This is a genomic window from Paenibacillus massiliensis 2301065 = DSM 16942, assembly GCF_000377505.1.
GTDB classification, from domain to species: domain Bacteria; phylum Bacillota; class Bacilli; order Paenibacillales; family Paenibacillaceae; genus Paenibacillus; species Paenibacillus massiliensis.
This window is the reverse complement of sequence record NZ_KB898194.1, coordinates 131,495-155,220: the sequence shown is the minus strand read 5'-3', so window position 1 is coordinate 155,220 and position 23,726 is coordinate 131,495. Positions and strand designations below refer to the sequence as shown.

Genomic DNA, 23,726 nt, shown 5'->3' with positions numbered 1-23,726 from the left:
CATAAAACGAAAGCTTATCTTGACGTCTTCGATCCAAAAATTCGTCCCCAATCCGTCCCCAACGATAATAAAGTGCTTGTCCCCATGTTGTAGGTTTCAGACTAAAAAAGAAAGAATCCCTTGAACTTCAAGGGATTCTTTCGATAAAATATGATGCCGAGGACGGGGGTCGAACCCGTACGGTAGTCACCTACCGCAGGATTTTAAGTCCTGTGCGTCTGCCAATTCCGCCACCCCGGCGTAAAATCATATATGCTTCCGCTTATATCCAAAGCAATAATTGGAAGGCTTTTAATTCATCCGTTTTGCGGTCACCAACATATCTTACGATAATTTAGAGATGTTTGCAAGTGTTTTTTTCAGTCCTTTGAAGAATCCTGTATTTGCGGAGACCCTGAGACATTTATCCAACAACAAATTCAAACTTCACACAAATACAACCACGCATATCCTGTTACGCTTAAACACACAATAATGCTGTCTTTCAATCTGATCTGTGAGGAGTGTTATGTATGCGTGAAGGGTTAGTTCCAACCGTTCTTGGTACCGTTGTGTCTGCCTCGGGAGCCGTACTGCTTGCAAGCAAGTACAAGCTCGCCGCCACTGGCATTCTTGGATTTGGTCTGGCCCATTTGGTGCTGGGCACCATCGATTTGGTTGAACACCGAGTTGAACACAGATAAGCACGAAAGACCTGGCCGGAGAGGTACAACTTCTCCGGCTTCATTTTGATTCAAGATCAAGAATGGGGTTAATAGCATCATATAGCGAATCGTGAAATCAGCGAAAAATTACTTCATGTTGTTTCACTTATTACTTGTCCCCAATACAGGCTCAAGTGTTGGCTCACTTACAATATCACTTGAATCACAAACAGTTCTTTTCGAAGAAACGAGGTGTATCTAGATGAGCAAAGCTTCTGATCATGAGAATGACAAGCCATTGGAGGAGCGAGCTCCAGGCTTCAATGAGCTCCCTGATGTAGACCCCAGCCGTCCAGCAGCAACCGATATGATTGACGAAGCCGTCAACAAGGGAATGGAGAAGCTCGCAGAGGATTTTAGTGGCAAGCACACCCAGCATGAAGCTGAGGAGGAATAATGCCCCCTTAGGCTTACTTATCAACCAGAATGGGTCTCGGTTGCTACATGGCGCCACAAGCGCGTACAGGCATCTACAGGCTTTATAGGAGTTTATAGGCAGGCACAACGGATATACCAGCCTAGCCCTCTTTTAGACAGCAAAACACCGCCACAGACATTTCTGGGCGGTGTTTTCTCATATATTACAATTAATCGCTTACTACTACAATTAAAGGCTTTTCGATACTTATTCCTACTGTAACAAAACGTTTCTACTGTGTTTTAGATTTTCACTTCAGATATATGTAGTCTGCAGCTACTTCCAGGAACAGAGCTATCGTTGTTCGCTGCTCCTTTACGTCTTTCCGTTAGCTACTGTAGCTGCACAATGTTTACTTATTAGTCCTTCTAGAATAGCATTGAAATCCAGCCAATAATAGATACCCAGAGTACCGCACTGAGCAGCAATCCCCAAATAATCCCGGTCGTAAAGCTGCCTTCCTCCGTTGATCTGGCAGGATGCATGCCAAGACGCATGCCAAGCTTAACCTTTATTGCATTCCAGTTCATACAACCCCCTCCTTAAGTTCTATTTCGACATATATGATCCGATTATTTAGACCTATAGGCACATTCGTTCAACTTTTTTATAGGCTCTTGCGACGAATATCCCTATAATAGTACAGGACTTTCCTCTCAACTCCCATTATGTCCCCTACATTTGTCCACAACTGTACCAAAAGTCATACTTGTTAAAATTTTAATAAAAGCTGTTCAGCATTGTTCATGAGGCCGTCATATCCTGATGTCAAAAAAACACTTGACGAATGAAATGAAAATGTTGTATATTAATTAACGCCGCTGTTTGATGTTTCCTAAGAATAATCAGTAACACAGCATAGCATTGAGGGCCCTTAGCTCAGTTGGTTAGAGCGGTCGGCTCATAACCGATTGGTCGGGGGTTCGAGTCCCTCAGGGCCCATACATAGCAAATCCTCTCCTGTTCATTCAGGAGAGGATTTTTGCTTTATCTCATGTTTTTTTGTTGTGTTCACCATACAGATTTCGTCCATTTAACCTTTTCAAAAAATAATCCTTCTATAATATCTTCAATCACGGTATGAAGCGAACGCCGTAGCGCCCCCTACGTGACTGATAGATCTCTACCGCCTTGGGGTCCTGATATCCGTACATCCATCCGTCCTCCTCAAGACGCTTGGCCAGGCAGCCGGCCTGGAACTTTGTTGTATAGAGCTTACCGAAATAAATCCACTGCATGAGCGTCCCTCTTTCGCTACAAGTTGTCCCCGCTAGTGTGCCCGGCTTGTCGCAAAAATAGCATTATCTCCAATGATTCCCTGTCATACATATGCTTTCTTAGCATTTAGCATCAATAAAATGAGCTTCCTTAACGGCATAGGTTTCCTTACGGTATGGGTAGATCCCTTTTGGCTTTATTAATTGCATATGGGAGATGTCCATGGGTCATGAAATCATCGCTTCCCTGGCGTCCAGAGCTTCTTCTTGTCAAGCTGGCGCTGGCGATGCTCCGAGGGCGTGACCGTATAGGTCTGCTTGAAGGTACGGGTAAAATAGTCCGGCTCCATCCCTACATGAAGCGCAATCTCCTTCACCGTCATCTGCTGCTGATGATCAAGTAGCCATGTGGCAGTTTCCATGCGTATTTTTTTCAAATACTGATGTGGTGTCATGCCCACTCGCCCTGTGAACAGCCGCACCGTCTGCTTCGCAGAATATCCAATGTACGCTGACAATTCATCAAGCGAGAAATCTCGCTCCAGATGATCATGCAGAAATGAGGTAATCGCTTCTACCACACTATCCGGCTGACGTGTCGGCACGATGTCCGTTCTCTCCGCTTTCTGCAACCGATGCAGCTCCACGCAGAATGATAGCAGCAGCTCAGCAGACTTCCACAGCTGAGGACGCTCCCCTGTAATCTCCCACATCTCCTCCATTCGTGCATACAAGGAATCCACCTCGGTCAATGGCATACAATAAGGCTGCTGCCCGAAGCCTAATTCGGCCATCCATCCCTCTCTTCTCTCCGTGAAGGTGACGAATCCCAACAGCCAATGCTGCTGATCTAGCGCCATGTATTCATGCGGCAGTCCAGCAGGTATATACAGCAGACTGTGCTCGGGAATAGCAGACCATTCCTCCTCCCCATAGATTCGAAATACCCCGCTTCCCTGGAGCGAAATCATGCATTGCATCGCTGAGAAGCCCTGTGGTCGCGTCATGGGCGCTTGAGGCTCCACCCCAATAGTATATAGCTGAATCGGCATCCCTTCCGGGCTTTGCTGATACAGATTGATTCGTAGTCCCAGCTTCTCCACTGTATTGCCTCCCTTGATAACATGTCCTTTTTGTGAGGTTAAATGTCCATTTATCACCTATGTATTAACTCTCTTTGTCTATATAATCAGATGTGTTATTACAGTGATCTTACCATGACAAGGAGTCTGATGAAATGATCCGTATCGAACCCTATTGGGAAAATCCAAATATTCTACAGGTGAATCGCGAACCGGCCCGCGCTGCCTTCATACCTTATGATAATCAGGCCGATGCCATCTCCAGAAAAAGAGGGTATTCACCTTACTACCAATCTTTGAACGGAAGCTGGAGCTTCAGCTACAAGGCAAGTGTTCATCAGGTTAATGAGCCTTTCTATGAGCAGGACTTCGACACCTCCTCCTGGGATCAACTGTTGGTGCCGTCCTGCTGGCAGACGAATGGGTATGATCAGCAGCACTACACAAATGTAAACTATCCAATTCCATTCAATCCACCTTACGTTCCGAGCGAAAATCCTGCCGGATTGTATGTACGTAGCTTCTATCTATCCGAGAAGGAGACCACGAAGCAGCAGTATATCGTGTTTGAAGGGGTCAACTCCTGCTTCTACCTGTGGGTGAACGGTCAGTTCGTTGGTTACAGTCAGGGCAGCCGTATGCCTGCCGAATTCCGAATCAGCGACTATGTACAGGCCGGCGAGAATAAAGTCGCAGTCATGGTGCTGAAATGGTGTGATGGGACGTATTTGGAGGATCAGGATGTGTGGCGTTATTCCGGTATCTTCCGTGATGTCTACTTGCTAAGCCGCGAGGATAGCCATGTGCGTGACTTCGAAATCCTTCAAGCCTTCAATGAGGATCTGACCTCCGTCAACTTGCATGTTCAAATTCAAGCGTCTGACTTATCGACAGACGAGCTTCCTGTGACGGCCACACTGCTGGACCACAATCGAAGCTCTGTCGGCACTGCACATAGCAAGCTGACGAAGGATGGAAGTCTGTCCATAAGACTGAACAATCCAACACTATGGAACGCCGAGCAGCCTTATCTCTATGAGCTGATTATTCAGGCTGGGGCGGAGACCTTCGCTCATCATGTTGGCTTCCGCACCGTATCCATTGAAGATAGCGTGTTCAAAATCAACGGCGTTCCCGTCAAATTAAAGGGCGTGAACCGTCACGATTCTCATCCGGTCCTGGGCGCTACCGTCTCCATGCGGCATATGAAGGAAGATCTGATGCTGATGAAGCAGCATAACATTAACACGGTTCGTACATCGCATTATCCGAACGATCCGCGTTTCCTTGATCTGTGCAACGAATATGGCTTCTATGTCATTGATGAAGCAGATCTGGAATGTCATGGGCTCATTCGCGCTTACCCTGGTAAGGAAGAGGCCTTCCACATGATCTCTGCTGACCCTCTCTGGCGTGAATCCTTCTTAGAGCGGGCTGAGCGGATGGTAGAACGGGATAAGAATCATCCGTGCGTCATCATCTGGTCTATGGGGAATGAGTCCGGTTATGCAGACAATCACATCGCAATGGCTGCCTGGACCAAGCAGCGGGATGCCTCAAGGCTGGTGCATTACGAGGGAGCCGCTGAGCGCTACAATGGCGACAAGCGCAAGGATGTCCTTGACATGGAAAGCGAAATGTATGCCTCCACAGAGAAGGTTCAGGCTTACGCCGAGGACCCGAATCAGACCAAGCCATTGTTCCTGTGTGAATACAGCCATGCGATGGGGAACGGCCCTGGGGATCTGAAAGAGTATTGGGATTTATTCTACCGCTATCCAAAGCTCATGGGCGGATGTGTATGGGAATGGTGCGATCATGGTATCCAGCAGACTACTGCCGATGGTACCAAATATTTCGCTTATGGTGGAGACTTTGGAGAATCGCCACATGACGGCAACTTCTGTATTGACGGATTGGTATCCCCTGATCGCAAGCCACATACAGGTCTGCTGGAGCTCAAGCAGATTATCGCGCCTGTCCATACGGAGCTGGTGGACTTTGCAAAAGCAGAGATTCGCATTCATAACCGCTATGATTTCACGGATCTGTCCAATGTCATGCTGCACTGGAAGCTGGAGCAAGCTGGGCAACTTATCGCGCAAGGTCTACATTCAGAGCTAAACGTTCAGCCCGGTGATCAGGCTGTGATTCAGCTGCCCTATTCTCTGGAGGAGCTGGTGCAAGAGCAGGGTTCGGTCTGGCTTACACTCACGTATCGGAGCAAGCTGGAGACGGCCTGGTCAGTACCTGGCTACGAGCTTTCCTTTGCTCAATTCGAATATGCCGCACAGCAACAGGCTGTGGCACCGATGGTCTCGTCGTTACCGGAATGGCCACTGGAGACTGTGGAGGAAAATGGTCAGCTGTTGATTCGTGGTCGTCATTTTCATTACACCTTCGAGCTTGGACTCGGCACATTCACTTCGATCTCCAAGCAGGGTGTGGAAATGCTCGCTTCACCGCCGAAGCTATCCGTATGGCGAGCTCCAACAGATAATGACATTAACATTAAGAAAGATTGGTTGAGCTGGCAAATGCACGAGCTCCACACGAAAATCTACAGTTGCTCATGGAGCCGCACCGAGACAGGCATCATTGAGATTCGCGTCTCCTACGGACTTGGCGGTAGCATTCGTCCGATGCTGATTCAAGGCCGTTCGGTATGGACAGTGGACAGTCAAGGCCTAATCACCTTCTGCACGCAGGCCGATGTGAACGAAGAGGCTCCTTATCTGCCGCGCTTTGGTCTTCGTCTAGAGATGCCGAAGGGTTCGGAGGAAGTCGAGTACTTCGGCTATGGACCACATGAGGGCTATGCTGACAAGCATCACAGCACCCGTAAAGCCGTGTATGAGACCACCGTTGACCAACTGTTCCAGAACTATGTCATGCCACAAGAGAATGGCGCACGCTTCGGTACAGGATGGGCAAACGTAACGAACCTGCTTGGTATGGGACTCCGCTTCACCGCTGAGGAGGATTTCTCCTTCCAGGCGCTGCATGTGACTCCAGAGCTGCTGGCCAAGGCAGAGCATACCTATGAGCTGCAGCCGATTCCGGAGACTGTAGTCCATATCGATTACAAAATGAGCGGTGTCGGCTCCAACTCCTGTGGTCCAGAGCTGCTGCCAGCCTATCGCTTGTCCGAGAAGAACATTCGCTTCACTTGTCAAATTCGTCCTGTATTCAAAGAAGATGAATAAGGAGCGACATTGTGGATGAACCCCGTTCACCGAGTTACTGGGTTACTGGGTTAATTTCAGGCATATCATTCACTTGATCTGTCAGCAGAAAAAGTGTTAGACATCCACTAGTAAAAAGCAGCGGGAGACCAAGACTTGATAAAAAAAGTCTTGGTCTCCCGCTGCTGTCATTATACTAACGTTGCCAGTTAGTTCAGCATGGTAAGATACGGCTCTCCGTGTTGTCTTTAACGGCAAGTATTTCGGCTTCTTTTTCGTGTCCTGATAGCACGCAAAAGAGAGTTACACCAACAACGCTGCTTCACGCTGTTCGTTCGCCTCTCCTTTCTCAGAGCTACTTTCCTCAAGATCAATTAAACCCGCCGTTAACGCGAATCGTCTGTCCCGTTATCCAACGGGCTTTGTCACTGACGAGCAACTCCAGCGCATTCGCAATATCCTCCGGTTCACCGAGCCGTCCGAACGCGTTCATTCGACGGAACGAATCGACCAACTCCGGCGATTTACCGTTGAGGAACAAATCCGTTGCCACTTGCCCAGGCGCGATGCAATTGATGGCGATGTCCTTGGGACCAAATTCCTTGGCCAATTGACGTGTCAGCTGCTCGACCGCTCCTTTCGTTGCTGCATATACGCTGTACGTTGGAAGCATGGCACCCGAGACGGACGTCGAGAAGTTAATGATGGTTCCGCCTTGCATCATATGCTTCATCGCTTGTTGGCAAGCAAAATAAGTCCCTTTCACGTTGAGCGCGAAATGCCGATCAAAAATCTCCTCCGACACGTCCGCAATCGCATGATTTTCCATGATGCCAGCATTATTAACCAGTATGTCCACACGCCCGAAACGTTCTAGCGTTTCCGAGAACAACATTTCAACATCGTCCACCTTACTTACGTCGGCTTGGATTGCAACTGCTTGGCCGCCCAATTGTTCAATTGTCTTTACAACCTCGTCCGCTTTTCCTCCGCTCGAGGAATAATTGACAGCCACCTTTGCTCCGGATCGTGCTAGTTGGATGGCCACTTGCCGCCCAATTCCTCGCGACGCCCCAGTGACGATCGCGACTTTTCCATTCACACTCATTTCCTTTCCACTTCCTTTATCAAGTTATGAATCTAACAATCATACGCCAGACTTTACAAATTCATTATAGTAAGTAATCGTATCATGCCGTTAGACCATTCCTGTCCGGTCCTTGCCTAATTCTCTTTCATCTCCTTATAATAAAAGTAAATATCACCTCTCTAGAAAGGATGGCCTACATAGACAATGGACGAATCACTGCGGATGGAACAAGCCTTGCAGCAATTGGCACTTTTAATACGCCGCCATGCTCCCAATAGCGGAACGCATCGGACAGCTGTTCCTAATTTATCCCTGATGCATGCTACTCATTTGTCGGAACCGTTGGAATCCGTCTACCAACCATCCATTTGCGTCGTGGCGCAGGGTGTTAAGACGGCTACACTGGCTCGTGAAACTTATCGATACGATCCTTCGACATACTTAGTCACTTCCGTAGAATTGCCGATCATAGGTAAAATCGTCGAGGCTTCACCCGAGACTCCATTTTTAGGCTTGAAATTGAGCTTCGACACCGGTTCCATCCTGGAGAATGTTGAAAAAATGAATTGGCCGGCTTCCGTTTCGGCGGAAACCGGCCGAGGTATAGCTTTAAGCCAAACGTCTCCTGCGTTGCTTGAAGTCATCGTGCGGCTCATGCAACTGCTCGACACGCCTGAGGACATTCCAGTTCTAGCACCGCTTATCACCCGCGAAGTTCTGTATCGAATGCTTCAGGGCGAACAGGGTGCGCTCCTTTATCAATTAGCGACCAGCGGTAGCCATTCCTATAACATCGCTCAAGCAATCCGATTCATTAATCGTCAATATGATCGCCCTCTAGCGATCAGCCACCTCGCAAAATCCGTGAATATGAGCACATCGGCGTTTCACAAGCATTTCAAGCGCGTCACAGCGATGAGCCCACTGCAATACCAGAAAATGGTTCGTTTGCAGGAAGCCCGGCGGTTAATGTTAACGGAATCTCTCCTAGCCTCTGATGCGGCGTTCCGCGTCGGCTACGAAAGCCCCTCCCAATTTAGTCGTGAATATACCCGTATGTATGGCCAAGCACCGATACGGGATGTTCAAAAGTTTCGCGGTTCCAATAAAGACTCCGAAAAGATTCAGATTTAAAGAAATTGCAGAGAAAAGACCGCCATTGAAGGCGGTCTAAAAATTTATTATTTCTGCCCCGACAATAAGTTCTGCGGACATTAAGATTACATCTGATTAGACAAATGTACAATCAGTTGGACATCCCAGTTTCTCAAAAACTGCGCGCGCGGCAGAATCTACCGGCAGGAAAACCTCAACTTGCGGATATAAGCGGCCGCCTGCGGAGATCGAAACCTGTCTGTAGCGTACGGGAATAAGGTCTCCGGAGCTTTCCATTCTGGCTAGAATTGTTTGTGTTTGATCAACATTTCCCCCTACATCCGGCACACTCAGATATTCGGACGCGTTATATTTCTGAACTCTATCCAGCAATTTTTGATACCACGCATCATAACGCGAGAGCATGTGCTCACTCTTAAAGGCTTGTATTCCGTTTATGATGTGCTCCTCCCACTGCTGAAACGACGCCTTGTCAAACGTAGAGCGGGACCGGATAGGAAAACCAGAATTAAAATGTAAATCGACCCTATTCATTAAACCATCATATGAACGGTCAAGAGGAATTTCGAACAATTGATGAAAGGGCTCATTTAATCCCTTGATGTCCTGAGTATGTGTTACGACCATGGCGGGAAAAGGAATACTCCTCATCGTTTGCTGAGCCCACTCTATTGCACGCTCCAACGATCGTCCATACAATTCGGTCTGAATTGGAAGATAACCAGCTGCCATAAGTAAATCGTTACGCTCGTCGGATGTACACTCAAGATATTCTGCAATATTTATTATCGTCTGGCGGGTCGGTATGCGGCGGGTACGTCCAACCAGCAGATTTTTATACGAAGGAAAAGCCTCGTCGTTCAGCTCTTGTTGAGTAAATCGTTTTAAGGATGGTTGAGGTCGATCGACAAGCTTTTGCTGGCGTTTTATCCGCAGGGCTTCAATTTCTCCCATTACGATTCTATGTCTGGAATTCTCCGTATCTATCCCCATCCTCTCTTCCCTTCTCTTATGAAGTGTAGTTCTGCACTTGGGCCGAACCTTTATTTAAAAGTATACTCTTCATTGAAATGAAGGTCATCTAATGACCATAACCAACATGGAGGAAAACCGATATGATTCGTACTATTGTTGTTGATCCGCATGCCCCGTCTCATTTGGCCTTCAAGGAAGTTGATGCCCCGCAGCCTAATCCATGGGAAGCGCTTGTACAAGTGAAGGCCATCTCACTCAACCGCGGTGAAGTGAGTGACGCTAAAAATCAGGAAATAGCTAGTCGTCCTGGCTGGGATTTCGCCGGGATAGTCATCGAGCCGGCAGAGAACGGCGCAGGACCGCAAAAAGGGGCCAGGGTTGTTGGTTTGCTCCCGATGGGAGCCTGGAGTGAGCAAGTGGCTGCTCCCGTATCGTTGTTGGCCGAAATCCCAGACAAACTCACTTTTACGGAGGCGGCTACCCTCCCCGTAGCAGGGCTCACGGCTCTTTATGCACTTCGAAAAGGCGGCATGCTGCTTGGCAAACGGATTTTCATTACAGGCTCTAGCGGCGGAGTTGGGCTATTCGCCCATCAGCTAGCAGTCCAATCCGGCGCATACGTTGTTGGTACGGCAAGCACGGAAGAGAAGGCTGAGCTTGTTCGGGAGGTAGGATCCGACGAAGTGATCATTGGATATTCCGCAATTTCATCAGCCAGCGAATTTGGGCCGTACGATCTGATTATCGATTCAGTAGGCGGCAATACACTGGCGGCGTTGCTGCCGCAGCTAGCGCCCCAAGGAATTTGCGTTGCGGTAGGATTTTCCTCTTCAAATACCGCTATGATCGATATGAAGAATATGGTGACCAGTGGAGGAAAAACCTTGTACAGCTTCTTTTTAGGTGAGGAACTCACTCGTCAATCAGCCGCGGATGATCTGAGTTTGCTGGCCCGGCTAGTCACAAATGAGCGGTTATTCCCACGAATCGAAGTGGAGGCGTCTTGGACCGAAATTGACACCGTTGCCCGTAATCTTATGGAACGGAAATTCTCGGGCAAAGCCGTGCTTCACTTAGATTGATTATATAAGCCTATTAGAGCTAATTCCTTCTAAAACATGGGCTGTGCTAGTTAAGTTATTGTCTGTTTCCCTGGTACTCCCCTTGTTATTTGCGAGCTTACCTTATAGTTGCCCGTGACTTGCCCGCTTTGGCCGATACGGAAAAATAACTCATCTCAACGGGTGAGACGGGCTTGGGGTTGGGTTCCCCAGTTATATTCTCTGACACGCCGTCTTGGCTTTCATCCGAGCAGTCCCGGCGGTATCTTCCCTCCTCCAGCTTCATGTCGATAAAATCGACGACCTGCTGTAGCGAGGCGATTTGGCTGACGATATTTTCCCGGTGACTCCTTATGTGCTCTACCAGCTCAGGATATTCTCCGGGATCTGCGTCGGCGGAGACCGCCAAAAATGGCCGCATTTCCTCCAGCGGCATCCCCGTTTTTTTCAGGCAGCATATCAGCCGGATCGTATTGATGTCTTCCTGCCGGTAGATGCGATGCCCGTTGTCCTTCCGATCCGCCCGAGGTAGCAACGCGATCTTTTCGTAATAACGAATCGTATCCTCGGAAATTCCTGTTTGCTTGGCGGTTTGCTTGATTGTAAAGGTCTGCTCTGCCATCATCCTGTTTCCTCCCGGAGATTGCTTTTTTGTGCATTATACATCTTGGAGCTAGCTCCAAGTCAAGTCCCCTACCCTTAGGACAAATACTTTGCTTACGTTCCTTGACTTAGAGTCGACTCCAAGTTATAGAATATGCGCTATCAAGGGGAAATACCCCACCATCAGGAGGAGGCCAACAATGAACACGAACCAACGAGATCATATCGCACTGATTACTGGCGCAAGCAACGGGATCGGGTTGGAATTAACACGGAAGCTGCTGTCGGAGGGCTGGCAGGTGGTTGCTTTGAACCGTTCCGACTTTCCTGCCGATGATATGAGAATCCAAGAAGCCATCAATAGTGGATGGCTACGCATGTATAAAATAGCGGATCTTGCCGATTATGCCAGCTTGAGACGTACTTTGGAAGAGATCAAAGGAAAGGAGCGGCAGATCGACATCTTGTTCAACAATGCGGGTGGAAGCTTTCACGAACTGAGCTATTCGAAACAAGGGCGTGAGAAGCATTATGAACTGATGACGGTCGTTCCATATATCATTCTGATGGAATTAAAGGAGCTCTTAAAAAACGCCGACTTAAAAACGGTAGTCAACACCTCATCTTCAGCACTAAACTATGTGAAAGAGCTTAATATCGAAATCCTGGAACGCCCTAAAACCTTCCGCAAACTGCTTGGTCCATATGCCACTTCAAAGCTGGCGCTTTCGCTGTGGACTCAGGCTATCGCACCGGAGCTTGCCAAAGAAGGCATTAAGATCCGTAGCGTTGACCCGGGTAGCAATAATACGCTAAGAAAAGGGAAACAATCTGGATTACCCAAAGTGGTTGAATTGCTAATGAAGCTGTTTTTCTCTCCACCGATCCACGGTGCGAACAAGTTGTATAAGGGGGCCCTCGGGGAACACTGTAATGAGACTGGCGTGTTTTTGCTGAAAGATCAGGTTGCAGATTTAAAATTCAAAGATCAAGCGCACAACGTTTTGGATAGAATTAATGCGATTTACACACACGAATTTCTTGATGAGCGCGTCTAAAGCCGCGCTCTTCGTTCATCACCAGATCAATATGTAAAAGGGCCTCACCCGGTCACTAGCTGACTGTTGGGAAGGCCCATGCATTCAAACAAATTACTTTATTACATTACATACTATTGATATCGTTCTATTGATATCGTTACTTCTTCTCTGCCAGAGACCCTTGAAGATCTGCCGCACTGAAATCCGGTTTGGCCTCGATGGAGGTATCTCCAGCAGCCTTTGCCTTCTCCAGCGCTGCATTGTAGCGAGCGTTCAGATCTGCGATATCTTTGTCCAGATCGCCACCAGCGAAGATAAAGCGGTTAAAGATATCGACCTTCTTCATTCCCTCTACACGCCCTTCTGTAATGATCAGCGGAGTAGCCGGGTAGATACCGTCATTGGCCGTTGGCAAGAAGTTCTCGATGCCAGCAATATCAGGTGCCTTGGCAGTTGCTGCTACGGAAGGAATTACGGATAGGCCATAGCCACCCTCTTGGTAGGCTACCTGTACTTCATCACTATACATCCATTCAATGAACTTCCATGCCGCTTCCTTGTTCTCGGAATTCTTGCTCAATGCAAGGTAGCTACCGGAAATGACCTGATCTGCACCGTTCACCTGTCCGTCAATGGTAGGCGGCATAGCTGCTGCCCAGCGAATGTCTGTCGGGAATTGGGTCTTGTATACAGTCGGCTCTACAGAGTGGTTGAAGTACATGCCGATCTTGCCTTGCGCAAATTGCGCACGCAGTGGATCGATATCCAGCGATTCCGAGCCTGGCAGCATGCTTCCATCTTCTTTAATCTGGTGCAGCGCCTCAGCTATTTCTTTATACATACCGAAATCAAATTGTCCCTTTTGGAAGTCATAGCCTTCATTACCCACATTCTTACTTAACGTCGTAATCGGATAGGCAATCCGCTCAAAGCCGCTTGCACTCTTGAAGTTACCCGCGAAGCCATAAGCACCGGTATCCTTACCTGCTTCTGTGATCTTCTTGGCATCCTCAACCATTTCCGCAACGGTCGTCGGAGGACTGTCGATGCCTGCTTTTTCAAACAGGTCCACATTGTAGATCAAACGCCAGAATTGACCGATATTCGGCAGGGTGTAGATCTTGCCATCGACCATATTCTTCTCCTCAATCAGCACGTTAGCGAAGCGCTCCTTCATCTCAGGCGAGATGTAATCATCGAACGATTCCAGATACCCACGCTTCACCCAGGTTGGTACGTTACCAGGATCGACCCGCAGAATGTCTGGTGCTTGATTACTTGCGAAGGCAATGTCCACGGACTGTGAATAGTTGTCCGCCATCACCTTCATTTCAATCTCTACATCTTTATTCAGTTCCTGATATTCCTTAATCTTGGCTTCAATAAAATCGGAGTCATGTCGGTCAATGGTCCAGTACACCAGCTTGGTCTTCTGTCCCTCCGTACCACTGCCTGTCTCAGGAGTAGCTGTCTGTCCCGAGGAGCATGCAGCCAGGGAACCCACGAGCAGCAATGAAGCTCCAGATAACAACCATTTTTTCATACCCATACCTTTATTTCCTCCCCTTTTGTAATCGCATTCATTTACAACTAAATCATAATCCAATGTCCTCTGATGTCGTGAAGGAGAAAACAACTGTTCAGGGGAGAGAAAACCATCATTCTAATGGGTAGCCGGTGATGCGTATTTTGCACGAAAATCCGTAGGCGTCATCCCGGTGTGGCGCTTGAACAGCTCCGTGAAATAAGGACGATCCTCGTACCCTAGCGAGCTGGCAATATCCTGCACCTGTAGCCCCTCCAGGACAAGCTCCTTAGCCCGTTCCATGCGTTGACTCGTAATATACTGAGCGAGAGTCATCCCCATTTCCTTTTTGAACAGATTGGAGAAATAGCTTGGACTTAAATGCACCACCTTGGCGCAATCCCCCACGGATAGATTCTGATGCAAATGGCTCCGTATATGTGAAATCGCCCGCTCCACAAGAATGCGGGAGTCACTAACCTGTCTCACCTTCAGATACTCGCAACCCTGGCGGCACAATTCTCTGATCTGGCTACGCAGATCCTCGAAGGAGGTCGAATTATTCATGTCGGACAGCTTGCGATCCAGATCATTCTGTTCCTCCTCGGATACTTTCTCTGAGAATGCCCGATGGATCGAATGGGCCAATTCCAGACAAAGTGTCTTCACATGAGCTGGATCCGGACGTGTCGGACAAGCGATCCATTCGTTCCATATCTGCTCCAGCTGCTCCTCTGCCTTTGGCAAATTGGAAGAACGTAGACAATACAGGAGCTCCTTCTCCTTCTCATAGGAGTAACGAAGATGACCCGCTCTGCTCTCGGCCTCTTCCTCGAAGCAGTAGACACTGTTGCCCCCGGTCAGGAAGGTATACGCCAGCGCCGTCACTGCCTGTCTGTAGGACATGGCGAGCTGGGACGTCTGCTTCACCTCCGTACCAACACCAATGGAAATGGTCTGATAGGTGTGGAGATGTACATTTTCACGGCAATGCTCTGCCAGTTGCTCCATCGTTAATGCCTCGCATGGATTCACCACGATTACAAGCTGGTTCACCTTCTCACGGAAGACAATGCCCTTCGTGTAGCGGAAGATGGTCTCTTCTATAATATTCTGCACAGCAAATCGGATCAGCTCTACCTCGTTGACGGGCAGCTCGGCGGTACGATCTGCGAAGAAATCAATCTCAGTGACCATCACGCCAAAATCCTGATCCTTCATTGTAATCCCATAGAAATCCCATTGCTGCTGATGACGATCCTGCTGAATACCGTAGCGAATTGCAAGCCGCATGAATTCCTGTCTCAAGTACGGAAGACTTTCACGCAGCTTCTTCTCCATGCCGCGCATCTGCTCTACTTGACTGCGTTCTCGTTCGATAATTTCCTTAGCCTTCAGAACGGACTCCAGTACCTGCTCCTTCGTGAATGGCTTGACAATGAAATCGAAGGCTCCGAGCTTCACAGCTTCCTGTGCGTAAGCAAAGTCCGTGTAGCCGCTCAGGAAAATTAGCTTCAGGCCTGGTAGCTCATCTTGTAGGCTGCGCATCATTTCAAGTCCATCCAAAAACGGCATGCGAATATCCGTTAGCACGATATCCGGCTTCACCAGCCGGATCTGCTTCAAGCCTTCTTCACCGTTGCTGGCCGTCGCAGCTACCGTGATTCCATGCTCCTCCCACGGAATACGCTGGGATAACCCGCGCACCACCGTCGCTATATCATCAATAATGCAAATTTTGATACGCTCATCAAATGTCATGATTCATCCTCACCTTCCAGTGGAATCAGCAAGGTAGCTACAGTAGCCTCGTAAGGTATGCTGGTGAAGTGGATCGCTGCTGCTTGTCCGTAATAGAGCATAATGCGGTTACGAATGTTGGACAGCGCATATCCTCCACTGCCACCTGCTTCTCTCAAGCTGGCATTAAGCTGGTCTGCATCCACGCCGATTCCATTGTCCGTTACTCTAATGATCAGAAAGGTCTCATCTGACGTGACTTCAATATGAATTTGTCCTTGCTCCCGTTTCTCCTTCAGACCATGCAGGATGGAATTCTCCACCAAGGGCTGGATGATAATCTTCAGCACTGGCTTGTTCAGCAGCTCAGGCGGGGCAGTAATGGTGTATTCGAACAAACCCTCGTAGCATTGCTGCTGCAGACTCAGATACTGACGCACATGCTCTAGCTCTTTATCCAGCGTAGTTATTTCCAATCCATTATTCAGCCCCAGCCGGAACAGCTTGGACAAGGAGATCAGCATTTGCTTCACATCCTCATACTCATCCATTTCGCACTTCCAGAAGATCGTATTGAGTGTGTTGTACAGGAAATGCGGATCAATCTGCGCCTGAAGCGCCTTGATCTCTGCCTTTCTTTTTTCCTTCTCCGTAGCCTTAACCTCTACAATCAGACCATTGATCCGGTCAAGCATCTCATTGAATTTCTGACCAGCCTCTGCAATCTCATCCTGGAAAGGGCTTTCAAATCTGGCGTTGAGATCCTCTTCCCCCACACGCTTCATCGTGCGTTGCAGCTTTTGTAAAGGTGTGAGCAGAAGGCCCGACAGGTAGGCGGCCAACAGTAGCGTCAGGAGCGTACAGCCGGCTATGATCAACAGCACCATCCATTGGATGTTACGTACAGGCTGCAGCAACCCCTCCTTGGAGAGGTAGCTAATGAGAACCCAATCTCTGGCGTAACTGGACTGGGCGTAGCTTACCAGCATGGTTCCTGCATCCGTATTATATTCAAATTCACCCGCAGGCTCCGCGCCAAGCTTGTCAACAAAAGAATCCGATCGCGTCCACTCTGGACGATTCTGATCGCCGATGACGCTGGTGCCATCCTTTTTAATAAGCAAAAAGCGGGTGGAGCCATGATCGGCCCCTCCGCTAACGACTTTCTCCAGCATGGCTTCTTTTACATTAATGGTCAGAAATACATCCGGTACATAATTCTCGGTCAAGGGCTGAAGAATTAATGAAATGACCCGATTTCCCCCTACGAACAGCTCATCCTGATGATACTCAATCCAAGGTGATGCCGGGTCTTCCTTAATCCGCTGATACAGACGGGTAGATTCGAACGGTACCCCGGCCTTGCGAAGCTTGCTATTGGAGTAAAAATCGCCATGAGGCGTACTAATCAAAATGGAATCAATCGTATTCTCGGTAAGCTCCGCCTGCGTGAACTGGCCTTGCAACAGAGAAAAATTCACAAAATAGCGCTCTGTATTATTCGCCTGAATATCACGAATGGTCTGCTTGAAGGTCTCACTCAGCATCATCGTAGATGAGGCGACAATAATCTGCTTCAGCTTCTGATCCAGGACATTCACGGACTGGCTAATGACATTTTTGTTCAGCTGCGATGCATTCCGCTCCATAGCGCGGGCTGCAATCACATATGCGCATATACCAGTCAAGGCTACGCAAAATACGGTTAAAATCGTGAACGATACCCAGATACGTTTCTTGAGTGAGGTTCGGTATAACCAGGCTTTGATCACAGCTTAACACCTCTTCACCGCAGATTCTGCCTGCTTGCTGTAGCTATTAGCCTTTGACAGAGCCTGCTGTCATCTGCATGAACGTTTTGTTCGCAGCGACATAGACCAGCAACATAGGAAGAATGGACAAGCACGCTCCTGCCAGCATCAGCTGGGATTGAGCCGCATCGCCTACACCGTATTTCAGACTCGCAAGACCTACGGTCAGCGTCTGCAAGCCTGGCTGTGTCATCGTAAAGACCAATGGCAGAATGTACTCATTCCACGCTCCGCGGAAGGTCCATAGCGCTGTAACACCAATCGCAGGCACCAGCAGCGGCAATATGACTCTGTAATATACACTATAGAAGTTGCATCCGTCAATATAAGCAGCTTCGTCCAGATCCTTCGGAATCGCCCGCACAAAACCAATGAGCATGAAGAAGGCTGTCGCGTGAGAGCTGATCAGGATAATGATAACCGCCCATAATGATTTTTGCAGATTCAGAGCTACCATCAGGTCGAACTGCGGACGCAATACGACGGCACCGATGGAGATGAACAAGGTCGATGATTGGAGAATGATATATAGACGCTTTCCGATAAAGTCCACCCTTGCTACGGCATAGGCAGCCATCGTACCGACCAGAATGGTGCCTGCCGTCGTGAAGAAGCTGATGAACATACTATTCCACGTAAACTGTGCAAAATTCGCCGAATTCCAAGCCTGCACATAGTTGTCCCATTTCCATGCTTGCGGCAGCAGCGTAGAGCCAGTAGATAACTCCAGATTGGACTTCAAGGAACCGAAGAACGCGAGCAGGATAGGAAACAGGGCAAAAACGGCTACCGCCAGCAGGAAAATCCACAGGATAATATTTGCGACAAGCTTCCGCACTTTGCCAAGCTGTGCACTGGACTCCAGTTGCTGTTCAGTACGACCAGCGGATGGATTGGCTGTATTCATGGTAGATTCCCCCTTCATTAATAGACGTCATTTAATTTCTTGGAAATGTAGAAGTAAATCAATGTAATCACACCTACGATGACTGCTGTGGCAAAGCCGACGGCACTACCATAGCCGAATTGTTGAATACTGGAGCTTCCACTGGAGATCGGGAAGAACAGCTTGTACAGATAGAGATACATAACCTCTGTACGTCCATAAGGTCCACCCTCTGTGAGGACCATAATGCTCTCATAGCCCTTCAGAGAAACCGTAATAGCGAGCATAATGATCATTTGCAGCACAGGGCCCAGCATGGGCACAGTGATGCTCCACATTTTCCGGAACGGCCCTGCTCCATCAATGGAAGCAGCCTCATACAGATCCTCGGGAATATTCTGCAGACCTGCGATGAACAAGAGCATGTAGTTCCCGATCGCACCCCAGATCGCAATAATAATGGAAGTCAACAGTGCATATTTAGGTCCAAGCCAATCGATGGGAGCGGATACAATTCCGTAGTTCACCAGCAATTGGTTCACCATACCGTTGTAGGAGTTGAACACAACATAGAATACGATGGCCATAACCGAAGCACTTACTACTGTAGGTAAGAAGTAAATGGCCCGGAGCAGCTGTCTACCTTTCAGCGCACGGTTCAAGATGACCGCAAGTATGAAGGATACGGGGATTGTAATAATCAGCTTGCCCCCTGCATAGATGAAGGTGTTCAGTACAGCATGCCAGAACTCGGTATCTCTGAACAGACGTGCAAAATTATCCAGACCGATGAACACAGGCTCGCCAAAGCCCTGATAATCATAGAACATGTACTTCAAAGCCCAGATGATGGGATAGACACCGAAGATCAATGTCAGGATCAGACTGGGAGCAATAAACGTCCAAGCATTCAGTTGGCGTTTGCTATGGTGCATGGGTGATTCCTCCTCATGGTCAACTCAATTTCCTTATCCTCATCATAAGAGCGACTTGTCAGAAGGAGTTATGGAGAATACCACTTGCCAAGGGGGAGAAATTCACTTTTTCAGTGTATTTGTCTTTTTTCAGTTGCTTTACCCCCTTTGCTCCTTACATTTATCTATCTCTTAGGATGTAAGACCCACGATATAATCAGATCAGAACCCTGTAACGAATTCTACAAAGGAGGTCGGAACCTTTCATGTCTTCCATACACAATCGTATTCCCAATGCTCCATTTGGCTGCTATGAAGAGTCAGAACTGGAGTCCATCCGTACTCGTGTCCGTGCTTCGACATTCATGCAGCAGGAATATGAACGACAGGTGTCTCTGTCCGAGCAATTCCTGCGGGCGGAGGAAGCTTCCTCCTTACAGGAGCTTGGGTCCTTCCGCACGGACCCGTTCGTGTTTCAAACACCGGTTACTGCGGCCTACCTGCATATCGCCATTCATATCGTCGGTCCAGGCACTGCACGAATTCGCGGCATTCAGCTCACTCATTCCGAGCGCGGACTGGCAGTAGAGTTGGCATCCCCTTATCTGGGTCAGGACCTGACGGGATGGCGAGCTTCTCTCCCTGAAGGGTCATCTATGCAGGCTGTTCCTTACCTATCTACAGAAGCCTTCGCGCAGACGTCGGGTATTACACCGTCAGGTGGGACTGCCGAGGTTGTCAAGACTAGCTGTCTCGAATTAGTCAGCAATGGACCAGAGCCGATCGTACTGGCGTATGAACAGCCAGTGTCTGTTCTAGGGGATCAATATTACAGTGTGCAGACAGCACTTAGCCTTCTTCCCCCTAGCTGCGCTGCAGTTCAGGTCGAAGTATCGTTCACCAATGAACAGCATCAGCCCGTGGCTTCACCTATGCGCTCTCCCCTATTCCAGCGAAGCACCTGCACGAACTGGGCCTATCTCCTTGAGGCAGCTGGAGCAGATGCTAACCGCTATATGATGGAGGATGACCCCCGCCATGCCAGATCTAGCGCGAACAAGCTGCTCTACATGCTGGATGATATGCTGCAGGGGATGGAAATTTTCCGGGCCACAGGCTGGCACGATGACGATGTATACGGGGCCGTTCACATCGGGCGCGGGCTTGCTGTCATTTCCATTATCTATGGGCAAATTATGGGTGCAGACGTACTAGAGCAAGAGGAAAAGCTACGGATACATGAATATCTGGGCTCCATAGCCACTATGATGATGGACACCCAATATTATCGGTATGATCTGACCGAATTCCCGGATGAAAAAGGCGGCATGCGCAGCAACTGGAATGCGGATCGAGCTACGGGACTTGGAGTATATGCTCTAATGTTCCCGCAGGAGAAGGACGCCGATAAATATCTGGAGCACGCCCGAAAGGTGGTGGATTGGCAGCTTGAGCACGTAGTTGATGCTCGCGGAGCATGGCCTGAGAACATTCGCTATCATGGCGCTGTCTTGCACCGCTATTTTCTGTTCTTCGTATTGTTGAAGCGGCTTCGAGGGATTGATTATTTTGGCAACGAGCGTGTACAGGATATGTACCGCTTCCTGATCGGCTCGGCTATTACCTTTGACCGTTCTGTCAAGGTAGGAGCGGATGAACATCCACGTCCTCGTATCGTCACTCCAAGTGTTGGCGATGCGAATGTCCATGAGCAATGGTGGCGTCTGATGGCTTATGCTGCGCCGCAATATAGCGAGGTGAATCCTAGCCTTGCGGGTGAAATGATGTGGGCATGGCAGCACGGAGGCAAGGTTGTACGAGATAATGGTGCTTTCCCCTATCCACTTGCCGCTCTGCTCTATCCGCAGCCTGAGCTGCAGGCACAGGCTCCCACGCTGGGCTCGGACTACTATCCAGACATGGGCTATGTTATATTCCGAGACCAGACAGATGAGCCTGATAAGAGTCATTATCTGCTCTACGAGGCTTCACCCTTGACGTATCATGCCCATAACGATGAAGGACACTTCTCGATCTGGGCTGAGTCTGTGCCGCTGACACTGGATTCGGGAACTGGCGGATATTATAACGGAGATCGTCATTGGTATCTGTCGAGTAGCGCACACAATGTCGTACAGTTCACTGATGCAAATGGTATCCTGCAGAATGGACCATTACGTAGTACTTGCGATACGGTCTATTTCTCGGAGGAGCTGGATTACGCATCGAGCACAATTCCTGACGAGCTGGCCCGCTCTTATCGGCGGCATATAGCATGGGTCAAAGCGGACTGGCACGTCTACCTCATCTGGGACCAAATAGACAGCGACTATGATTCCGTATGGAATCTGCATACGCTCAGCGAGCATGCGGATCTGGCAGCCCAAAGAATTACGGCTTACGGTCTGCAGGGAATGTGTCTGGATACTATGATTGCATCCCCTCAAGCTCCTGTAATCACTAGTGATGTTGGTGCCATCGGCGGTGGGTATGAGCTGGGAGCTCAGCAACACTTCAGAGTGCATGGAACTGCGGGACAGGATTATATCACTTTGCTGCATCCGAGAAGGCAGGGTTCACCACCACTTGTGGTTAACGCTTTACATGATGTGACGCTGCCCGAAGGTATTCACATGTACCAGCTCCGTTCTCATGACGGACGAGAACTCGTATATGTGCTTAACGCCAGCAAGCTTGGACAAGAGGTTCCATTTGCACTCGAAGGGAAGTTCCGCTTGTTAACAGCTGAACGAGACCAACATGCCTTTGACAATCTCTATACAGCAGAGCGCAAGTTACCGATTGGAGTCAATCAAATTCATATTTTCTCAAAGGAGGATGTTCAATCATGAGTAATATTGGTGTATGGGAGCAAGCAGAGCCTGGGGTACAACGCAAAATACTGAAGGCAGGCAAGGACCTGATGATGATGGAGGTTCATTTTGAAAAAGGAGCTGAAGGCTACGAGCACAGTCATGTGCATGAACAGATGAGCTACTGCCTGAAAGGAAGCTTCGTGTTCCGAATCGACGGCAAGGAGTATGCCGTATCCCAAGGCGATAGCATCGTCATACCAAGTGAGGCCAAGCATGGAGTCACCTCCCTGGAGGAAGGCTCGGCACTCTTGGACGTGTTCACGCCTTTACGCGAGGATCTGCTGAAGCGCTAAGGCAATCGGTGGTACATCGGATGCAAAGATAAGAAGTAATACCATATTAAATAAAAACAAGAGACAACGCATGTTCTTCTGACTGCAAACAAAGCTACCAATGCAGGTGCTTTAAATAGTCATGAGTGAACGCTTGTCTCTTTTTTACTGCATGCGGGTCAGCGATAGCTGCTTACTCGAACTTTTATTCGAACTTTTATTGATAATTCATATGACTTACATTCGGCCATTCCTATGTTATTCGCTGTTGACTTCTCCACCTATCTAGCCACGTGGCAGCTTATCCGCATATCGTCCGCGCAGTTCTGTTAGTCGCTCCAGATTGGTGAGCGCATGCTCCTTCTGCTTCAGTCCAACTGCTAGCACGAGCTGCTCCATCAGCAATAGCGGGGTCACCATAGAGTGGAACTCTCCGAGCTCTCCCCGACTTACATAAAAAGACAACGACACAGGCAGTCCATACAACAAATCCTCGCGGTCAGTCACCAGCATCGCCCGACTACCAGCTTCTCTAGCATAGTCAAGGATGACTTCCGCTTCAGGCAGTAGCCGGGTGAAGCACATGAGCAGCACCACATCTTCTTGGTTCATGTGCATCAACGTCTCCAGCAATTCATGCCCACCTTCAAGGCGAATGATGCTCATACCGAAGCGGGACAAGCGGAAGGACAACAGCTCAGCGAGTCCAGCGGAGGGACCCGGTGCATAAATATATAATCTCCGAGCTTCGGTCAGAAGTGCTGCGGCCTGCTCCAGCTCCCCTTGCTTCATATGTGATAATGTATCCTGCAAATGTTGGACAGAAGTCTCCAGCATCTGTACAGGCAAGCTGTCTGTATCGAGTCGTGAGATGGTCTTGTTCAGCTTCAGTGCAGGGGTGGTATCTGCTGAGGTGCGCAGCCGGATTTTGAACGCCTTGGCATTATCGTAACCAACTGCACGCCAGAAACGGGATACCGTAGCAATACTGACACCTAGCCTGTCAGCGATCTCCTGCTCGGTCATGAACAGCAGCTCCTCCGGGTGACGTTCAATAAAGTCTGCAATCTTCAGATGTCCTGGGGATAATTGCTCCTTTTTGGCAAATAAGTTCATTGGTTAAGTTCTCCTTTTCCTGCTGTGACTCCAGTATAACAGTTGTTCAGACAGAAAGTAGGTCGTTTATGTAATATTTTTTTCATTAAATCATG

Annotated in this window: 20 protein-coding genes and 2 tRNA genes; 9 read left to right on the top strand and 13 right to left on the bottom strand. The window is 48.8% G+C overall.

Annotated features, from left to right (window positions below; all coding sequences use genetic code 11):
* Positions 1-154: 154 nt before the first annotated feature.
* Positions 155-240, bottom strand: a tRNA-Leu gene (locus tag D328_RS0120125).
* 272 nt (positions 241-512) lie between these two features.
* On the opposite strand from D328_RS0120125, the gene D328_RS0120120 reads away from it, so the two are divergent.
* Both D328_RS0120120 and D328_RS0120115 read left to right on the top strand, forming a co-directional pair.
* Complete coding sequence (locus D328_RS0120120; protein ID WP_018886841.1) at positions 513-683, top strand: hypothetical protein; 171 nt, start codon at positions 513-515, stop codon at positions 681-683.
* A gap of 223 nt (positions 684-906) precedes the next feature.
* Positions 907-1,101: a hypothetical protein gene (locus D328_RS0120115; protein ID WP_018886840.1), complete on the top strand. Its 195-nt coding sequence runs from the start codon at positions 907-909 to the stop codon at positions 1,099-1,101.
* 389 nt (positions 1,102-1,490) lie between these two features.
* On the opposite strand, the gene D328_RS31095 is transcribed toward D328_RS0120115, so the two are convergent.
* Positions 1,491-1,652, bottom strand: coding sequence for a hypothetical protein (locus D328_RS31095; RefSeq protein ID WP_018886839.1), 162 nt, complete (start codon positions 1,650-1,652; stop codon positions 1,491-1,493).
* Between the two features lie 338 nt (positions 1,653-1,990).
* Here D328_RS31095 and D328_RS0120105 point away from each other — a divergent pair.
* Positions 1,991-2,064: transfer RNA gene (locus tag D328_RS0120105), tRNA-Ile, on the top strand.
* A gap of 131 nt (positions 2,065-2,195) precedes the next feature.
* Here D328_RS0120105 and D328_RS31285 read toward each other — a convergent pair.
* Positions 2,196-2,360, bottom strand: coding sequence for a hypothetical protein (locus tag D328_RS31285; protein WP_018886838.1), 165 nt, complete (start codon positions 2,358-2,360; stop codon positions 2,196-2,198).
* A gap of 215 nt (positions 2,361-2,575) precedes the next feature.
* Positions 2,576-3,442 (bottom strand): helix-turn-helix domain-containing protein, encoded by an 867-nt coding sequence (locus D328_RS29445; protein ID WP_018886837.1) that lies wholly within the window; start codon positions 3,440-3,442, stop codon positions 2,576-2,578.
* Between the two features lie 134 nt (positions 3,443-3,576).
* Here D328_RS29445 and D328_RS0120090 point away from each other — a divergent pair, with 134 nt between their 5' ends.
* Positions 3,577-6,627: a glycoside hydrolase family 2 TIM barrel-domain containing protein gene (locus D328_RS0120090; protein WP_018886836.1), complete on the top strand. Its 3,051-nt coding sequence runs from the start codon at positions 3,577-3,579 to the stop codon at positions 6,625-6,627.
* Positions 6,628-6,976: 349 nt separating this feature from the next.
* Here D328_RS0120090 and D328_RS0120085 read toward each other — a convergent pair whose 3' ends face one another.
* Positions 6,977-7,714 (bottom strand): SDR family oxidoreductase, encoded by a 738-nt coding sequence (locus tag D328_RS0120085; protein WP_018886835.1) that lies wholly within the window; start codon positions 7,712-7,714, stop codon positions 6,977-6,979.
* Between the two features lie 186 nt (positions 7,715-7,900).
* Here D328_RS0120085 and D328_RS0120080 point away from each other — a divergent pair, with 186 nt between their 5' ends.
* Entirely contained in the window at positions 7,901-8,830 is a 930-nt protein-coding gene (locus D328_RS0120080) for an AraC family transcriptional regulator (RefSeq protein WP_018886834.1), read from the top strand.
* Positions 8,831-8,926: 96 nt separating this feature from the next.
* On the opposite strand, the gene D328_RS0120075 is transcribed toward D328_RS0120080, so the two are convergent.
* Positions 8,927-9,805: a hypothetical protein gene (locus D328_RS0120075; protein WP_018886833.1), complete on the bottom strand. Its 879-nt coding sequence runs from the start codon at positions 9,803-9,805 to the stop codon at positions 8,927-8,929.
* Between the two features lie 122 nt (positions 9,806-9,927).
* Here D328_RS0120075 and D328_RS0120070 point away from each other — a divergent pair, with 122 nt between their 5' ends.
* The gene (locus tag D328_RS0120070) at positions 9,928-10,869 is read left to right on the top strand and encodes a zinc-binding dehydrogenase (RefSeq protein ID WP_018886832.1); all 942 of its coding nucleotides are present in this window, start codon (positions 9,928-9,930) and stop codon (positions 10,867-10,869) included.
* A gap of 97 nt (positions 10,870-10,966) precedes the next feature.
* Here D328_RS0120070 and D328_RS0120065 read toward each other — a convergent pair whose 3' ends face one another.
* A complete protein-coding gene (locus D328_RS0120065; protein WP_018886831.1) occupies positions 10,967-11,473 on the bottom strand; it encodes a MerR family transcriptional regulator in 507 nt (168 codons plus the stop codon).
* 178 nt (positions 11,474-11,651) lie between these two features.
* On the opposite strand from D328_RS0120065, the gene D328_RS0120060 reads away from it, so the two are divergent.
* Entirely contained in the window at positions 11,652-12,509 is an 858-nt protein-coding gene (locus D328_RS0120060; protein WP_018886830.1) for an SDR family NAD(P)-dependent oxidoreductase, read from the top strand.
* A 139-nt stretch (positions 12,510-12,648) separates the two neighbouring features.
* On the opposite strand, the gene D328_RS0120055 is transcribed toward D328_RS0120060, so the two are convergent.
* The 5 genes from D328_RS0120055 to D328_RS0120035 all read right to left on the bottom strand — a co-directional run bounded on the left by D328_RS0120055 (position 12,649) and on the right by D328_RS0120035 (position 19,388).
* The gene (locus D328_RS0120055; protein ID WP_018886829.1) at positions 12,649-14,040 is read right to left on the bottom strand and encodes an ABC transporter substrate-binding protein; all 1,392 of its coding nucleotides are present in this window, start codon (positions 14,038-14,040) and stop codon (positions 12,649-12,651) included.
* A gap of 114 nt (positions 14,041-14,154) precedes the next feature.
* Positions 14,155-15,777, bottom strand: coding sequence for a response regulator transcription factor (locus tag D328_RS0120050; RefSeq protein WP_018886828.1), 1,623 nt, complete (start codon positions 15,775-15,777; stop codon positions 14,155-14,157).
* A complete protein-coding gene (locus D328_RS0120045) occupies positions 15,774-17,528 on the bottom strand; it encodes a sensor histidine kinase (protein WP_018886827.1) in 1,755 nt (584 codons plus the stop codon). Before D328_RS0120045 ends, D328_RS0120050 begins: the two co-directional genes overlap by 4 nt.
* A 46-nt stretch (positions 17,529-17,574) precedes the next feature.
* Entirely contained in the window at positions 17,575-18,474 is a 900-nt protein-coding gene (locus D328_RS0120040) for a carbohydrate ABC transporter permease (protein ID WP_018886826.1), read from the bottom strand.
* A gap of 17 nt (positions 18,475-18,491) precedes the next feature.
* A complete protein-coding gene (locus D328_RS0120035) occupies positions 18,492-19,388 on the bottom strand; it encodes a carbohydrate ABC transporter permease (protein ID WP_018886825.1) in 897 nt (298 codons plus the stop codon).
* 245 nt (positions 19,389-19,633) lie between these two features.
* On the opposite strand from D328_RS0120035, the gene D328_RS0120030 reads away from it, so the two are divergent.
* Both D328_RS0120030 and D328_RS0120025 read left to right on the top strand, forming a co-directional pair.
* Entirely contained in the window at positions 19,634-22,219 is a 2,586-nt protein-coding gene (locus D328_RS0120030) for a heparinase II/III domain-containing protein (protein WP_018886824.1), read from the top strand.
* Positions 22,216-22,536, top strand: a complete 321-nt coding sequence (locus D328_RS0120025; protein WP_018886823.1) for a cupin domain-containing protein — start codon at positions 22,216-22,218, stop codon at positions 22,534-22,536. Before D328_RS0120030 ends, D328_RS0120025 begins: the two co-directional genes overlap by 4 nt.
* 264 nt (positions 22,537-22,800) lie before the next feature.
* On the opposite strand, the gene D328_RS0120020 is transcribed toward D328_RS0120025, so the two are convergent.
* Positions 22,801-23,631 (bottom strand): MurR/RpiR family transcriptional regulator, encoded by an 831-nt coding sequence (locus tag D328_RS0120020; RefSeq protein ID WP_018886822.1) that lies wholly within the window; start codon positions 23,629-23,631, stop codon positions 22,801-22,803.
* Positions 23,632-23,726 lie beyond the last annotated feature (95 nt).

What these genes read in the sequence shown, in the direction of transcription:
- D328_RS0120020 (WP_018886822.1), bottom strand. Translation starts at nt 23,631, where the DNA reads ATGAACTTATTTGCCAAAAAGGAGCAATTATCCCCAGGACATCTGAAG.
- D328_RS0120060 (WP_018886830.1), top strand. Translation starts at nt 11,652, where the DNA reads ATGAACACGAACCAACGAGATCATATCGCACTGATTACTGGCGCAAGC.
- D328_RS0120035 (WP_018886825.1), bottom strand. Translation starts at nt 19,388, where the DNA reads ATGCACCATAGCAAACGCCAACTGAATGCTTGGACGTTTATTGCTCCC.
- D328_RS0120055 (WP_018886829.1), bottom strand. Translation starts at nt 14,040, where the DNA reads ATGGGTATGAAAAAATGGTTGTTATCTGGAGCTTCATTGCTGCTCGTG.
- D328_RS0120040 (WP_018886826.1), bottom strand. Translation starts at nt 18,474, where the DNA reads ATGAATACAGCCAATCCATCCGCTGGTCGTACTGAACAGCAACTGGAG.
- D328_RS0120075 (WP_018886833.1), bottom strand. Translation starts at nt 9,805, where the DNA reads ATGGGGATAGATACGGAGAATTCCAGACATAGAATCGTAATGGGAGAA.
- D328_RS0120120 (WP_018886841.1), top strand. Translation starts at nt 513, where the DNA reads ATGCGTGAAGGGTTAGTTCCAACCGTTCTTGGTACCGTTGTGTCTGCC.
- D328_RS31285 (WP_018886838.1), bottom strand. Translation starts at nt 2,360, where the DNA reads ATGCAGTGGATTTATTTCGGTAAGCTCTATACAACAAAGTTCCAGGCC.
- D328_RS31095 (WP_018886839.1), bottom strand. Translation starts at nt 1,652, where the DNA reads ATGAACTGGAATGCAATAAAGGTTAAGCTTGGCATGCGTCTTGGCATG.
- D328_RS0120085 (WP_018886835.1), bottom strand. Translation starts at nt 7,714, where the DNA reads ATGAGTGTGAATGGAAAAGTCGCGATCGTCACTGGGGCGTCGCGAGGA.
- D328_RS0120070 (WP_018886832.1), top strand. Translation starts at nt 9,928, where the DNA reads ATGATTCGTACTATTGTTGTTGATCCGCATGCCCCGTCTCATTTGGCC.
- D328_RS0120030 (WP_018886824.1), top strand. Translation starts at nt 19,634, where the DNA reads ATGTCTTCCATACACAATCGTATTCCCAATGCTCCATTTGGCTGCTAT.
- D328_RS0120115 (WP_018886840.1), top strand. Translation starts at nt 907, where the DNA reads ATGAGCAAAGCTTCTGATCATGAGAATGACAAGCCATTGGAGGAGCGA.
- D328_RS0120025 (WP_018886823.1), top strand. Translation starts at nt 22,216, where the DNA reads ATGAGTAATATTGGTGTATGGGAGCAAGCAGAGCCTGGGGTACAACGC.
- D328_RS0120065 (WP_018886831.1), bottom strand. Translation starts at nt 11,473, where the DNA reads ATGATGGCAGAGCAGACCTTTACAATCAAGCAAACCGCCAAGCAAACA.
- D328_RS0120090 (WP_018886836.1), top strand. Translation starts at nt 3,577, where the DNA reads ATGATCCGTATCGAACCCTATTGGGAAAATCCAAATATTCTACAGGTG.
- D328_RS0120050 (WP_018886828.1), bottom strand. Translation starts at nt 15,777, where the DNA reads ATGACATTTGATGAGCGTATCAAAATTTGCATTATTGATGATATAGCG.
- D328_RS0120080 (WP_018886834.1), top strand. Translation starts at nt 7,901, where the DNA reads ATGGACGAATCACTGCGGATGGAACAAGCCTTGCAGCAATTGGCACTT.